General features: G+C 47.1%; 14 protein-coding genes. 8 read left to right on the forward strand and 6 right to left on the reverse strand.

Features of this window, described 5'->3' with window-relative positions:
* Positions 1-181: 181 nt before the first annotated feature.
* The 3 genes from KIV40_RS13605 to recQ form a co-directional block, all read right to left on the reverse strand.
* Positions 182-856 carry a 7-cyano-7-deazaguanine/7-aminomethyl-7-deazaguanine transporter gene (locus tag KIV40_RS13605; protein WP_285349684.1) on the reverse strand — a complete coding sequence of 225 codons (675 nt, stop codon included), beginning with the start codon at positions 854-856 and terminating at the stop codon, positions 182-184.
* A 234-nt stretch (positions 857-1,090) separates the two neighbouring features.
* Positions 1,091-1,396 (reverse strand): DUF3630 family protein, encoded by a 306-nt coding sequence (locus KIV40_RS13610; RefSeq protein ID WP_285349686.1) that lies wholly within the window; start codon positions 1,394-1,396, stop codon positions 1,091-1,093.
* A gap of 9 nt (positions 1,397-1,405) precedes the next feature.
* Entirely contained in the window at positions 1,406-3,241 is a 1,836-nt protein-coding gene (gene recQ / locus KIV40_RS13615; protein ID WP_134977826.1) for an ATP-dependent DNA helicase RecQ, read from the reverse strand.
* A 176-nt stretch (positions 3,242-3,417) separates the two neighbouring features.
* Here recQ and rarD point away from each other — a divergent pair, with 176 nt between their 5' ends.
* The 4 genes from rarD to ggt all read left to right on the forward strand — a co-directional run bounded on the left by rarD (position 3,418) and on the right by ggt (position 7,830).
* The gene (rarD, locus tag KIV40_RS13620; RefSeq protein ID WP_134977827.1) at positions 3,418-4,332 is read left to right on the forward strand and encodes an EamA family transporter RarD; all 915 of its coding nucleotides are present in this window, start codon (positions 3,418-3,420) and stop codon (positions 4,330-4,332) included.
* A gap of 71 nt (positions 4,333-4,403) precedes the next feature.
* Positions 4,404-5,201: an AraC family transcriptional regulator gene (locus KIV40_RS13625; RefSeq protein WP_152685479.1), complete on the forward strand. Its 798-nt coding sequence runs from the start codon at positions 4,404-4,406 to the stop codon at positions 5,199-5,201.
* Positions 5,202-5,292: 91 nt separating this feature from the next.
* Positions 5,293-5,952 (forward strand): LysE family translocator, encoded by a 660-nt coding sequence (locus tag KIV40_RS13630; protein WP_285349689.1) that lies wholly within the window; start codon positions 5,293-5,295, stop codon positions 5,950-5,952.
* Positions 5,953-6,063: 111 nt separating this feature from the next.
* Entirely contained in the window at positions 6,064-7,830 is a 1,767-nt protein-coding gene (gene ggt / locus KIV40_RS13635; RefSeq protein ID WP_285349692.1) for a gamma-glutamyltransferase, read from the forward strand.
* An 819-nt stretch (positions 7,831-8,649) separates the two neighbouring features.
* Here ggt and uvrD read toward each other — a convergent pair.
* Positions 8,650-10,824: a DNA helicase II gene (uvrD, locus tag KIV40_RS13640; RefSeq protein ID WP_050905233.1), complete on the reverse strand. Its 2,175-nt coding sequence runs from the start codon at positions 10,822-10,824 to the stop codon at positions 8,650-8,652.
* Between the two features lie 280 nt (positions 10,825-11,104).
* Between uvrD and KIV40_RS13645 the strand changes: the two genes are divergently transcribed.
* The 4 genes from KIV40_RS13645 (at position 11,105) to KIV40_RS13660 (ending at position 13,546) form a co-directional block, all read left to right on the forward strand.
* Positions 11,105-11,365, forward strand: coding sequence for a DUF2282 domain-containing protein (locus tag KIV40_RS13645; protein WP_005430296.1), 261 nt, complete (start codon positions 11,105-11,107; stop codon positions 11,363-11,365).
* A gap of 87 nt (positions 11,366-11,452) precedes the next feature.
* On the forward strand, positions 11,453-12,325 hold the full coding sequence (locus KIV40_RS13650; RefSeq protein ID WP_285349695.1) for a DUF692 domain-containing protein: 873 nt from the start codon (positions 11,453-11,455) through the stop codon (positions 12,323-12,325).
* Complete coding sequence (locus KIV40_RS13655) at positions 12,322-13,080, forward strand: DNA-binding domain-containing protein (protein WP_285349696.1); 759 nt, start codon at positions 12,322-12,324, stop codon at positions 13,078-13,080. The genes KIV40_RS13650 and KIV40_RS13655 overlap by 4 nt, the downstream gene beginning before the upstream one ends.
* 10 nt (positions 13,081-13,090) lie before the next feature.
* The gene (locus KIV40_RS13660; RefSeq protein WP_285349698.1) at positions 13,091-13,546 is read left to right on the forward strand and encodes a DoxX family protein; all 456 of its coding nucleotides are present in this window, start codon (positions 13,091-13,093) and stop codon (positions 13,544-13,546) included.
* Between the two features lie 31 nt (positions 13,547-13,577).
* Here the strand turns inward: KIV40_RS13660 and KIV40_RS13665 are convergent, their stop codons facing one another.
* Both KIV40_RS13665 and KIV40_RS13670 read right to left on the reverse strand, forming a co-directional pair.
* On the reverse strand, positions 13,578-13,859 hold the full coding sequence (locus tag KIV40_RS13665) for a hypothetical protein (RefSeq protein WP_005430323.1): 282 nt from the start codon (positions 13,857-13,859) through the stop codon (positions 13,578-13,580).
* Positions 13,860-13,950: 91 nt separating this feature from the next.
* A complete protein-coding gene (locus KIV40_RS13670) occupies positions 13,951-15,144 on the reverse strand; it encodes a multidrug effflux MFS transporter (protein WP_285349700.1) in 1,194 nt (397 codons plus the stop codon).
* Positions 15,145-15,183 lie beyond the last annotated feature (39 nt).

The following is a 15,183-nucleotide window of genomic DNA, read 5'->3' on the forward strand; positions in this document are numbered from 1 at the left end:
CAAGAGACAGCCTATCGGGGCCTTTTTTATTGCTCATTTTTACCTTCGTACAGCTTAGGGAGCTTTTGGACATCCATGATCTAATTACTCCCCACGCTGTACAAAACGCTCCAAACCCTAGTAAACAGATACAAAAAAGCCGCTTGATTTGAGCAAGCGGCTTTCGGGGTTCCCACTGATATTAAGACTGAACGCTTGTCGTCACCTTAAAATCAGGGTTCACCGCAGTCAGCTTCTTAATTAGGTAATTCAGTAGTACACCGTACATAGGAACGAACAAACCAAGACTGATAATCAGTTTGAAGCCGTAATCCACCAGCGCGATTTCCGTCCAATGCTCCGCCATGAATGGATCTGGGCTTTGGTAGAACGCAATGGCGAAGAAAGCGATGGTATCAAGTGCATTACCGAAAAGCGTTGAACATGTTGGTGCCACCCACCATTGCTTCATTTGACGTAGGCGGTTGAACACGTGCACATCCATGATCTGACCAAGTAGGTACGCCATGAAGCTAGCAATCGCGATACGAGCAACGAATAAGTTAAATTCCCCTAGGTGACCAAAACCTTGGAATTGACCTTCGAAGAACACCACCGATAAGAAGTAAGACACTGCCAAAGCAGGCAACATCACTAAGAAGATGATCTTACGCGCCAACTGAGCACCGAAAATACGCACGGTTAAATCAGTCGCTAAGAAGATAAATGGGAAAGTGAATGCACCCCAAGTGGTATGGAAACCGAAAATAGTAAACGGTAGCTGAACTAGGTAATTGCTAGATCCAATAATGACTAGGTGGAATAGAACCAGATAGATAAGGGCGTTGCGCTGCTGCGCAGGGGTAAAGTTACTCATGCGATACCTTTTTAGTTTGGTTTGGGGGTGAGGGAACCCAAATCGAGTCACTGAATAAAGTGGCTCTTACCAACAATGTAAAATGAAAAACAAACTGGCTTGGCTCATTCTGAGCGAAGCGGTGGGCGATTATACATTAACCACTTTTCGCCGCAAGCCGTCTGTTTTACGCAAACGTTTGAGCATAAAAAAGGGTGTTTCATGTGAAACACCCTTTCTAGAAAAATTCTATTTTTAGAAGCCGCGTTGGAACAATCCTGCGAGATAATCCAACTCTTCCCTGCTCTCTTCAATCGCTAACGCTTCAAACCAAATCGCTTCACTGTAATGCTCTGCTTTCATAAACAGTCGGCAACCTTCAAAGTCGATCAACCAAGAGTGAATGTCCGCATCCCACTGCTTTTCCACCACAATAGCGGAAAGCAGTCCGACTAAACGCTCACCTAAAGCAGGAAAGCTATCAAGGTCAAAGCTCGGCGCGGTAATGATTAAGCGCCCTTCTTGTGCCATGTAGTCCGCTAAGCCAAATTCCTTTTGCATCTTGGTTCCTTATCCGTGGTGAGTAATGTGTTCTTGAATCAAATCGAGGAATGGATCGGCGTACTTCTCCAGTTTGCGCTGACCAACGCCGCTGACTGCCAGCATTTCGCCGTAAGATGTTGGCAGAATTTCCGCCATATCAATCAGAGTCGCGTCACTAAAGACTACGTATGGTGGCAAACCATCTTCATCAGCAATCGACTTACGCAGCTTACGTAACTTAGCAAACAGCTTTTTGTCGTAGTTCTTACTGGTCAGTTTATCTGACTTCGCCGCACGTGCTGCGGTGTCTAAACGTGGTACCGCTAACTTGAGAGTCACATCGCCACGTAGCAGCGGACGCGCCTCTTCAGTAAGTTGCAGCGTTGAGTTACGCGTGATGTTTTGGAACAGCAGCCCTTTGTGGATTAACTGACGGAAGATACTCACCCAGTAATCGTGGCTGTGGTCGCGACCTATCGCGTAGGTAGAAATCTTATCGTGCCCGTTTTCACGTACACGAATGTTTTGCATGCCACGTAGCACTTCTACCACGTAGCCCATACCAAAGCTCTGATTCACTCGGTACACACAAGACAACGCCTTACGCGCTTCTTCCGTGGCATCAAAGTGTTTCGGTGGATCTAAGCAAATATCGCAGTTGCCACATGGCTTCTCTCGATACTCACCAAAGTAATTCAATAGCACCTGACGACGACAAGTCTGCGCCTCAGCAAAGGCACTCATCGCATTCAGTTTGTGGGTTTCCACCTGCTTCTGTGGACCATCGTCTTTCTCATCCAACATACGGCGCAGCCAACTGATGTCCGCAGGGTCATACAACATCATCGCTTCCGCAGGCAAACCATCACGCCCTGCACGACCGGTTTCCTGATAGTAGGACTCGATATTACGCGGGATATCAAAGTGAACCACAAAGCGCACGTTTGGTTTGTTGATACCCATACCGAATGCCACAGTCGCCACTACGATTTGGATGTCATCACGTTGGAAAGCTTCTTGAACGTAAGCGCGCTCATCAGCATCCATACCTGCGTGATAACCAGCAGCACGAATGTGGTTGTTACATAACTTCTCGGTCACCATCTCAACTTTCTTACGGCTACCACAATAGATGATGCCGCAATTACCCTTTTGGGTTTCAAGATAACGAACGATTTGCGAAACCGGCTTGTGCTTCTCAACTAAGTTGTAGCGAATGTTAGGACGGTCGAAGCTGCCTAGATAAACCTCTGGATTATTCAGTTGCAGACGCTCAAGAATATCTCGGCGCGTTGCGTCATCCGCCGTCGCTGTCAGCGCCATAAATGGCACATGGGAAAACTGCTGCTTGAGTTGACCAAGCGCGGCGTATTCTGGACGGAAGTCGTGTCCCCATTGGGAAATACAGTGCGCTTCATCAACGGCAATCATCGATAGCGGCAAGTTTTCCAAGCGCTCAATGAAGTCACGCATCAATACGCGTTCTGGCGAGACGTACACCAGCTTAAGATGCCCTGTGTGCATGCGGTTATACACGCTGAGCAGCTCTTCGCGAGGCATGGTCGAATTAATGCACTCAGCCGCAACACCGTTGGCTTTAAGCTGATCGACTTGGTCTTTCATCAGCGAAATCAGCGGAGAAATCACCAAAGTAATACCAGAGCGAACCAAAGCAGGAATTTGATAACACAGCGATTTACCGCCACCAGTAGGTAGGATGACTAAGCTGTCGCGACCTTCTACTGCAGCATCAATCACCAGTTGCTGACCATCTCGGAACTCTTGGTAACCAAACACATCCTCCAACACACGTTGAGGCGTCAAAGGCGAATCAGATTGTTCGGCTAGCAAAGTCGAGGTCATGAAAAATCTCAGATTGGGTCTTAAAAAGAGGTGCTTATGCATGCCACAAGCACGCAAAGTGAGGGCACATTGTAATGGGGTTTCATGGTGAATAAAACCGCAAATTGTTAGGTGATTCAGCTCACGACTCGTATACTGATTTTCTGCTCTATAAAAACTCAATTAGGTGACATCCCATGACACCAGAAGAACAACAACGCGCACGGCAAGGCGTCCTGCTTGCAGTTGGTGCGTACACCATGTGGGGCATCGCACCCATTTACTTCAAATCGATTGCTGAAGTCTCGCCACTTGAGATCTTAAGCCACCGAGTGTTTTGGTCTTTCTTTTTGCTAGCCGCACTCCTCCACTTTGGTCGCCAATGGCGCTCGGTTCGAGACATCATTAAAAATAAAACCAAAATGATGTATTTAGTTTCCACCGCCATTTTGGTCGGAGCTAACTGGCTGATCTTCATCTGGGCGGTCACTTCAAATCATATGCTCGATGCCAGTCTCGGCTATTACATCAACCCGTTAATCAATGTGTTACTCGGGATGGTGTTTCTAGGAGAGAGGTTACGTAAGCTGCAATGGTTCGCAGTCGCGCTAGCGGCTTGTGGTGTATTAGTGCAACTGATCGTGTTTGGCTCTGTCCCTGTGGTTGCTATCGCACTGGCAATGAGCTTTGGTTTTTACGGCTTACTGCGTAAGAAAGTCAGTGTGGAAGCGCAAACGGGGTTATTCATTGAAACTCTCGTCATGTTGCCTGCGGCAAGTATCTTTCTGTTTTTTATTGCCAGCACCCCAACCTCAAACATGTTTGAAAATCCATGGCAGCTGAATACCTTACTGATCGCCGCAGGTGTGATCACTACCCTGCCGCTACTGTGTTTTACTGGCGCAGCAACCCGTCTAAAGCTATCGACGTTGGGCTTCTTCCAGTATATTGGTCCAAGTTTGATGTTCTTGCTTGCGGTGCTGATCTACGGCGAACCGTTTACCAGCGATAAAGCCATCACCTTCGCCTTTATTTGGGGCGCTTTGGTGGTATTTAGCTTTGATGGTCTGCGTAATAACCGCAAGTCACGCAAAGCGACTCAAGCAGCCTGATCGTTTTTTACAAGACATTTAAGAAATTGATGGATAAGCTTGGTTATATTGTGACCAAGCTTTTTTCTTTAATGGAACATATTCAATACTACGCAACCGACCATAACGACTTGAGTCTGATTGAGGCGAAATACCAGACCTTTGCTTTCCAAAGGCATTACCATCTGGATTTTCACCTCGGTCTGATCACGCATGGCGCGCAGAAGTTCCAATATCAAGGTAACAGCCACCATGTCGGGCACGGGCAAATCGTGCTTATGCCGCCAGATGAGCTGCACGACGGGCAATCTAAGCTAGAAAGTGGCTATGAAGTAAATGTGTTTGCGATCGAACCTCACCTATTGAGCGATCTGGCTGATCTTAAGCAAAACGGTCAAATAATACACTTCAACGAGCTGATCATCTCGGATCCGCAGATATTTTCACAACTTAGTAACTTGCACGGGCTACTTCGTCGTGAAAACCTCAGCCAGCTCACCAAAGATTGCCTTCCTTTTGAAGGATTTAACCAGCTTTTTGATCGCTACGGATCGCTTGAGCGACAGAAAGTGGTGCCTTTAGGAAATCAATCGCTTGGAACATTAAAAGATTATCTAATGGCGAATCTCGACCAAGCGGTGCGTTTGGATTCACTTTCAGAGCTGTGCCAACTGAGCCCAACTCAGTTCCAGCGCCACTTTAAAGCGCAAACAGGCATGACACCTTATGCTTGGTTTGCTCGCTTGCGCCTCGAGCAAGGCATGAAGTTACTGCAATCTGGCCAATGCGGCACCGACGTCGCCCATCAAATCGGTTTCTATGATCAAGCGCATTTCAGCAAAGCATTTAAACAGACCTACGGCGTTTCCCCTTCTCAAGTGACTCGATAATTTCATTGACCGAAAAAGCTGTCAGTTTTTTACAAGCGCGACACGATGCTTGATACGACAATAGCCACATTGGTTATATTTGAGATGTATTATGAATGAATCCACTATATTGCTGACATTGGCCAGCATCCACTTTATTGCCCTAATGAGCCCAGGCCCAGACTTTGCGCTCGTGATACAAAACGCAGCGCGCCACGGGCGCCAAACAGGTTTGTACATCGCATTGGGTTTATCTGCCGGTATTTTGCTGCACTCTTTGTTCAGCCTGACAGGCGTGAGTTATATCGTCCACCAGCATCCAGTGTTGTACTCCGTGGTTCAAGTGCTCGGTGGTAGTTACCTGCTCTATCTAGGCATTGGAGCATTGCGCGCCGTGATCTCAATGATCAAAAACCCGCTGGCGGATCAACCTAAGAAGCAAAACAACCTAGTGATCAGCAATAAGCGTCAGGCATTTGCGAAAGGATTTGCAACCAACATTCTTAACCCGAAAGCCTTGGTTTTCTTTATCAGTTTAATGTCGAGCTTAGTCCCTGCCGGCATGTCAGTGACTGGTAAAGGCATGGCTCTGGTGATTCTGTTTGGTTTATCGCTGCTTTGGTTCTCTAGTCTCGCGTGGATACTATCAACACAGCGCTTACAACGTAAATTGCAGCAAGCTGGCATCTACATCGACGGTCTGTGTGGGGTGGTATTTACCCTAGTGGGTGGCAGTATTTTGTACCAAACGATCAGCACTTTTATCGGATAAAGTACTGATTTAAAAGCGTAGCACAATCGACATTTCTAAGATTGCTGACTCGACGTGACTCTTCATGACTGCCAAGCTGAAAGCACAAAACTGGCAACATGGAGAGTCATCATGCATTGGACGTTCAACCGACTCGTGACCACGGGTCTTTTTCTTACTTCCCCACTCGTTTTATCTACCTCAGCCTTTGCTAACCAAGCAGCAGATGCCGTTGCACCGGAGCACAGTACTGGCTTCGAGCAAAAGCAATTGGTCAAAGCCAAAGACTATATGGTCACCGCAGCCAACCCACTTGCCACCCAAGCTGGTGCGGATGTTCTTGCACAAGGTGGTAATGCTATTGATGCCATGGTTGCCGTGCAACTGATGCTGGGCTTGGTAGAACCGCAATCTTCTGGCATTGGTGGCGGTGCCTTCTTAGTGTATTGGGACAGTGAGAAGCAAAAACTAACCACGTATGATGGACGCGAGACCGCACCGCTCGCCGCGACGCCGAAACTCTTCCTAGATGACAAAGGACAACCACTGCAATTTTACGATGCGGTTGTCGGTGGGCGCTCCGTTGCCACTCCTGGCACTGTGAAACTACTGTGGGACACGCACCAAAAATACGGCAAGTTGGAATGGAAGAAGATCATCCAACCTGTGATTACCTTGGCTGAGCAAGGTTTCGAAGTCAGTCCTCGCCTCGCGAGTCTGATTGAGAAAGATGCCAAGCGCCTATCACGCTTCCCTGCGACTAAGGCTTACTTCTTTAATCCTGATGGCTCACCAAAAACTGAAGGCACGTTGTTGAAGAACCCGCAATACGCGCAAACTCTATCGGCAATTGCAGAGCAAGGGGCAAAAGCTTTCTATCAAGGCGATATCGCCACAGACATCATCAAGACAGTACAGAATGCACCGGGCAATCCTGGCGTATTGGCACAACCTGACTTTGATGCGTTCCAAATCAAACAACGTGAACCGGTTTGTGCGGCTTACCAAAGCTATGACATCTGCGGCATGGGACCACCAAGCTCTGGCGCATTGACGGTTGGACAGATTCTCGCGATCACCGAGCAGTACAATCTTAAAGGTTGGGGAGCCGAAAGCGCGAAATCATGGCAAGTGATTGCCGACGCGTCTCGCCTTGCGTTCGCGGATCGCGGTAAATACATGGCCGACCAAGATTATGTGCCAATGCCAACCGAAGGCTTGCTTGATAAAGACTATCTAAAGCAGCGTGCTGATCTGATTCAAGTCGGTAAAGCGTTGAGTAAGGTTGAAGCCGGCAATCCTCCTTGGTCGCACGCCATGAACTTAAGCATGGACCAATCAATCGAGCTGCCTTCCACCAGCCATTTCAATATCGTCGATAAGCAAGGCAATGTAGTTTCAATGACAACAACCATTGAAAACGCTTTTGGCTCACGCTTGATGGTGCGCGGCTTCTTGCTCAACAACGAACTGACCGATTTCTCTTTCCGCACTCATCAAGATGGTGTGCCAATCGCGAACCGCTTAGAACCGGGCAAACGCCCACGTTCATCCATGGCACCAACCATTATGATGAAGGATGACAAACCTTACATGGCAATTGGCTCACCGGGTGGCAGCCGCATAATTGGTTACGTTGCACAAGCCATTATCGCCCACACGCAATGGGATATGGACATCCAAAGCGCGATTAATCAGCCACGACTACTGAACCGTTTTGGTATCTTAGATATTGAGCAAGGTACCGCAGCAGAAAGCTTACAACCTACGTTGGAGAAAATGGGCTTTAAGACCGATGTTCGTGATTTGAACTCTGGACTGCATGCTATACGTATAACTGAACACGGCCTAGAAGGTGCGGCCGATCCAAGGCGTGAAGGAGCTGCTATAGGACATTAAGCGCATTTAGCTCGACCCCTTGTGCGAGATCTCTCACAAAGGGTTGAGCAAACCTCTCTTTTTTAATGGCAAAACTGCGCACAAAAACACATAAAGTATTGATTTAATTGGTTATGTATCTTTTTTGAACGCTAAGAGAGTAAAAAAATGTGAGATTTATCCGTTGTTGGAAACCGTTAAACACGTAATATTAAACCTGTCGGAAGGATGCTGACACGGAACAGGAAACACCACGGACTTGGTGAACTTCAGGAAGAAGAAACGGTTATTCAGGATGAATGGTCGGGCATGGATTGCAAAATTGGACATTGAACGGAATCAATAGTGACTAGGATGGTTGCTACTAAGGACGGGAAATGGACACCTCTGGACGAGGCAGGGATTTGAACATCAGGATGATGTCAGGGACACCGCTCAGGGAACAAGTGATGAGAGCTAACGAGGATAGTTAGCAGACCAGGATAAGGTCATTAAGGACACCGCTAGGAAGGCGACGTAAGGATTAAGCTGACGGATTCAGCACACTATCATGGATTAGATGCATGGAGCACTCTTAGTAGCCGGATTGCTGCGAGTAAGACTATAACCCCGATGGGCGCAAGCCCTCGGGGTTTTTCTTTGCCTAAAATTTTTCTCAGCAGCCCTGCAGAAAACAGACATTCACTAACAACACCCTACTTTCACTTAAAACGGCATCGTTAAATCGCGCTTTTGCACTCCATTTATCATTCCATTTTTTACTGCATTAGCGACACAAAAACAGCACAAACAAAAAGAGCCGCCGAAGCAGCTCTTAAGTTGATGAGTTTTGGGGAAACCTTACAGTTTCTCTAGTCGTGCGTAAGCAGTCACCAACCATTTGATGCCCTCACCGTTAAAGGCAATCTGTACACGGCTCTGTGGACCACTGCCTTCGAAGTTGATAATGGTGCCTTCACCAAACTTTGGATGCATCACACGAGAACCTAGCGTAAAGCCAGTTTCATTAAAGCTCTCTTTCACCGCCGTTTGGCTAAATCGACCGCTGCTTGTAGGACGGCTAACTTGCGCCTTCATGCGTACTTCGTCTAAACAAGTTTCTGGCAGTTCACGGATAAAGCGAGACGGTTTATGGTACTTATCCTGACCGTATAAACGGCGCATTTCAGCATAAGTGATGTACAGTTTCTGCATCGCACGGGTCATGCCTACGTAACACAGACGACGTTCTTCTTCTAAACGCCCTGCTTCTTCTGCCGACATTTGGCTTGGGAACATGCCTTCTTCCACGCCGACCATAAACACCAACGGGAACTCTAGACCTTTCGCACTGTGCAATGTCATGAGCTGAACCGCATCTTCAAACTCATCCGCTTGTCCTTCACCCGCTTCTAATGCAGCGTGGGTTAGAAACGCCGTCAGCAGTGACATGTCTTCAGCTTCTTCTGGTTTCTCGAATTGGCGAGTTGCGGTCACCAATTCCTCCAAGTTCTCAATACGCGCCTTAGACTTTTCGCCCTTCTCTTGTTCGTACATCGCGAACAAGCCCGAGTATTTGATCACATGGTCAGTTTGGTGATGCAGCGGCATCTCGATGGTGTCGTCTTCTAGTGCCGTGACAAGCTCGATAAAACGGCTCAGAGCACCAGCAGCACGACCAGCAAGTACCTTCTCATCCAACATCGCGACACTCGCTTCCCACATGGTACAACCACGATCACGAGCCGCAAAACGAATGGTTTCAAGCGTCTTATCGCCCAAACCACGCGTTGGCGTATTCACTACACGTTCAAATGCCGCATCATCATTACGGTTGGCAATCAGACGCATGTAGCTCAAGGCATCTTTGATTTCCTGACGTTCGAAGAATCGCATGCCGCCGTAGATACGGTAAGGCAGACCAGCTTGAATTAATGCTTCTTCCAGAACACGCGACTGGGCGTTGTTACGATAAAGCATTGCAGCGTCATTCAGTGCACCGCCCTTGTCTTGCCACTCTTTGATTTTGTTTACCGCAAAACGGGCTTCGTCTAGTTCGTTGTAAGCGCTGTATACCGAGATAGGCTCACCGACAACGCCATCAGTCCAAAGCTCTTTACCCATACGCTCGGTGTTATTAGCGATCAGAGCGTTGGACGCTTCCAGAATGGTCTTGGTTGAACGGTAGTTTTGCTCAAGACGAATGGTATTCACGCTTGGGAATTCCAGCGTAAATTTCTCAATGTTCTCGACTTTTGCACCACGCCAACCGTAAATCGACTGATCGTCATCACCTACGATCATCACGTGACACTCAGGGCCCGCCATCATACGTAGCCAAGCGTATTGGATGTTGTTGGTATCTTGGAACTCGTCCACCAAGATATGCTTAAAGCGTGCTTGGTAGTGTTCACGAACGAACTTGTTATCACGCAGTAGCTCATGTGCGCGCAGCAAGATTTCCGCAAAATCGACTAAACCAGCACGATCACACGCTTCTTGGTAAGCGGTGTACAGCTGCAGATATGTCTTGGTCACTGGATCGTGGTACGCATCAATATGCGACGGACGTAGACCTTCGTCTTTCTTACCGTTGATCCACCATGCCACTTGGCGTGCTGGCCACTGCTTCTCATCAAGGTTTTGCGCTTTGATCAAACGCTTTAGTAGACGCTGTTGGTCGTCACTGTCGATGATTTGGAAATCTTCCGGTAGCTTGGCATCAAGATAGTGCGCACGCAGAATACGGTGACAAATGCCGTGGAAAGTACCATTCCACATACCGCCTGCACTGCCCATCATTAGCTCTTCGATACGTCCACGCATCTCTGCCGCCGCCTTATTGGTAAAGGTTACCGACATGATTGAGAACGGAGAAGCCTGCTCTACCGACATCAACCAAGCGATACGGTGAACAAGAACGCGTGTCTTACCACTCCCTGCACCAGCAAGGACGAGCAAGTTTTCTAGAGGTGCTGCAACGGCTTCACGTTGTTTGTCGTTCAAACCGTCGAGTAATAGAGATGGATCCATCATGATGAGAGCTACTGGTTATTTATACATAAAAATAGATTATAACCTAAACAACCAGTTCAGATTAGACAAAATTTCATAAAAAAATCGTTGCATTTTCACTCTAAACATCAAGATGTTTATATAAATTCTACCTTTCAAATCTATTGATTTCTAAAATATTTATGAAAGTTTTTTAGTCCGTTTCCTATCTCTTAAATTAAGCAAGCTGATAACAAAACGCCAGAACAGGCGGTTCACCTTGCCAACTTAAAGTAAAGGAAATCATTCAGAGGAATTTATTATGAAAAAGTCGAATCTAGCTGTTACTGCTGCTGTTACTGGCCTTCTAGCACTTGGCGGCACAATGCTAACCGCGGCTCCAGCTGTGGCTGCTGAGAAAGAAAAGTGCTACGGCGTTTCTAAAGCAGGTAAAAACGACTGTGCAACGAAAAGCAGCTCGTGTGCCGGTACTGCTAAAGAAGATAACCAAAAAGACGCATTCGTAGTCGTACCAAAAGGTCTGTGTGACAAACTGACTGGCGGTAGCACTTCTTCTTCGTAATCTTTCATCGCTAATTGCTGCGAGGGTGCGTTGATGCTCAAGCAACGCACCTTTCTCTTCCCGCACGATTTGAAAAAGGAGTTTCACGTGAAACACCACACCTTCCGCGACCATGTTGGAGTTGGATTAAGAACCCCTCACCTCGATTACTTTAGCCAAAACAAACCCGAGTTGTCTTGGTTGGAAATCCACAGTGAAAACTATTTTCAACCCAATGCCGCAGAGCGCCATCAACTGCACGCGCTGCGCGAGCAGTATCAAATTAGCTGCCACGGCATTGGTTTGTCGTTGGGTTCGGTGGAACGTGTGAATCACAAGCACCTTGCTCAACTTAAAGCGCTGATTGACTCTATCGACCCGATTCTTGTTTCTGACCATTTGAGTTGGAGTGAAAACGGCGGTCACTACTTTAATGACCTACTTCCACTACCGTATACGGAAGAAGCGCTCAAAGTATTCACTCGGAACGTGAATGAAGTACAAGATTATTTGCAACGCGAGATCTTGATAGAGAACCCATCTAGTTATGTGAAGTTTCAACATTCGACCATCAGCGAATGGGAATTTCTTGCCGAAGTTCAACAGCGCACTGACTGTCGTTTGTTGCTCGATTTAAACAATGTTTATGTTTCGGCGTTTAACCACGGTTTTGATTGCGACACATACCTAGATGCGATTCCAGCCGACAAAGTGGATGAAATTCACTTGGCAGGTTTTACCATCAAACAACTCGACAAAGGTGAGATATGGATTGATACCCATAGCCGCCCAGTTAGTGATGAAGTTTGGCAACTGTTCGCGCAGTGGACGAAAAAACACGGTCCACGCCATGCGTTGATTGAATGGGACTTGGATATCCCCGCGCCAGAAGTCTTGCTCGGAGAAGCACACAAAGCATCGCAACTGCTGTTGCAAGGCACAATCCCAAGTGAACAAAGCGAATCAAGGAAGGCATCATGAATCTAGCCACCTTACAAAGCCAGTTTGCTAAAGCCCTACACTATCAAGCACTCGGTGAAGATTGCGATATTGCCAGTGATGAGTTTACCGCTGATGAACGCATGCAGATTTACCGCAATAACTTTATCGTCAGCTTAAGAGAAGTGTTGTCCGCTACCTACCCAATGGTTGAAGCGCTACTTGGTGAAGAATGCTTTGAACAGATGGCTCGCCAACATGTTCTCACTTATCCATTAGAGGAAGGAAATGTGGTGCATTATGGCGAAGGCTTTCAAGACACCATCATGCAGTTTAGTCAGGTGATCGCACAAGCCCCTTACAGCCCTGAAGTCGCACGCTTCGAGTGGCATATCGACCTCGCTCGTCAAGCACAGTATGAACAATCCAATGCAGCAGAACTAAAACCGCTTGCGTTACTTGGCGAAGTAAGTGAGGAGCAACAACCCGCTTTGATTTTGCACCTTAAAAAAAGCTGCCGCAGCTTTGACTCTAGCTACGCCGTATTTGATTTGTTCAGCGCGATTCAAACTGGGCAATTCGAACAACTTAATATCAACCAATTACAGCAAGGTGTCATCTCGATTCAAGCCAATGGAGAAGCCTTGTGTCACGCACTCGATGCCAATGTATTCCAACTACTGCAATGTTTAGAGCAGAAGCAGAGTTTGAGCGAAATACCTGAAGTTTTACTCGCTCTTCTCAATGGCATCATGGCACTCGATCTCGTTGACGGCTTTACATTGAAATCAATCTAAGGAGCACTCTATGACGGATACGGCTAAAAACTTAGTGAATCGGTACGACGATTTAATCAGCACCCTACAAGCTGGCTTTATCCCTTTACTACTTCTCTTTTGTCGCTTGTGGGTTGCATGGGTGTTTTTCAATTCAGGGCTAATCAAAATCTCGTCTTGGGATAGCACACTGTATTTATTTGAGCTGGAATACCAAGTGCCACTACTACCGTGGGAGTTGGCAGCTTACTTAGGTACGGCGGCGGAATTGGTTCTACCTGTGTTCTTGGCACTCGGATTGATTACCCGCCCGATGGCTGCGATTCTGTTTGTGTTCAACATCATCGCTGTAGTCTCTTACCCATTGCTGTGGGAGAAAGGTTTCTATGATCACCAACTTTGGGGATTGATGATTCTTGTTGTGATTGTATGGGGGCCAGGACCATTGTCCCTCGACCATATCCTGAAAAAGAAAATTACCAACTAAAAAAATCCCCGCATGAAGCGGGGATTTTTTATTATTTGTTTAAGTAAGCCATTAGCTCTTCAGCTGAGATACCTTGCTGAGCAAGGTCTTTTGCCATCTGCTCAACCTGCTCACCTTTGCGTGACTCAATCACTTGCTGAAATTGATACACAAGGTCACGTAAAACTGGCACAGGAACTTGTTTTGCCGCGCTACGAATACGCTCAGAGCTTTGGTTGCCTAATTCATTTAGCAACTTACCAAACATCACCTTTTCTGGTGACTCTTCCATTTGCTCTAGGATACGAGCCATTTCATACGTGGTTAACGACATTACTTTATGAGTTCCGTTATGGTGTCGAGAAAAGTTTGAACGACAAATATACACGCGTTAAGTACATTGGAAAATACTAAATTGTCGAGTTTTATGCATTCGCCAATTTTGCATGCCAGCTCTTACCTGCTTTACTAAACAGAATCACCAACGCTGGAAGCAGTACCCACATATGAATCGCGATCAGAGTTTGTGGTTCAAGTGATAGGCGTTGCAGCGTACCCACCAACAAACCAGAGCCACTCATCTGGAACAAGCCAAGTAGTGCTGCAGCGGTCCCCGCCTTATCACCAAATGGTTCTAGTGCTTTACCTGCTGCCGCACCAAGAATCCAAGCAAAGCCAACCGATGAGATAAAGATTGGCAACATGAAAGCCAACGCCGTATTGTGCTCTTTCATCACCATCATGATCACGCCAGCAATTGCTAACAAGCTGATACCAACCACAAGCGAGTTGTGTGTGCCCCAGCGATCCATAAACTTAGGCGCTAGCATACATGCCGCAATATTAAATACTGCGTTAAGGCCAAACCAGAAGGTGAATTCGTTCATCGACAAACCCATACCTGTCATCAAGACGCCTGGAGCAGAAGTCACGTAAGCAAGAATCACGGCCATCGCCATCAAGCACAGTGATGCATGGAAAATGAATGACGATGTACTTAGTACCGACCAATAGCGGCTTAGCTTAAACACGGCTTGCTTTTCAGTTGCCGGGTTAGTTTCCTTCATGCCGAAGAACATCATCGAGCCTGCAATCACAGCGAAGCCTGCCATAAAGCTGAAGTTTGCGCGCCAATCAAATTGTTGGGTTAACCAGCTACCAAGAATCGGGGCTAGCGCCGGAATAAAGCAGATCGCACCGTTAAGATAGCTGATCATTTTGCCGCTTTTTTCCGGACCAAAGATATCGCGAACTGTTGCAAAGGCTGCCACAGATGTTGCACATGCACCTAAGCCTTGTAGCAAGCGAGCCGTCAACATCCACTCAATATTTTGAGCACTCCACGCCAATAAAGCGCTCAATGCGTAGATGGTGATGCCTCCCAATGCAACAGTTCGACGTCCGAGTTTATCTGCCAAGGGACCAGCGAATAGCTGGCCAACACCCATAGCAAATAGGAACCAAGTGATGGTGTCTTGTGCCAATGCATTTTCTACCTGAAAAGTGGACGCGATAAGAGGCAAAGCAGGTAGGTAGATATCAATCGCAAGCGGACTGAACAGAACTAACATGGTCAACAGCGCCATCTGTTTTTTGCTATTTGTAATATGGCTAGACACAAAACACTCCAAATTGAACAAGAACTTTGCGCAAAGCTT

It is taken from the genome of Vibrio sp. D173a (genome assembly GCF_030248475.1).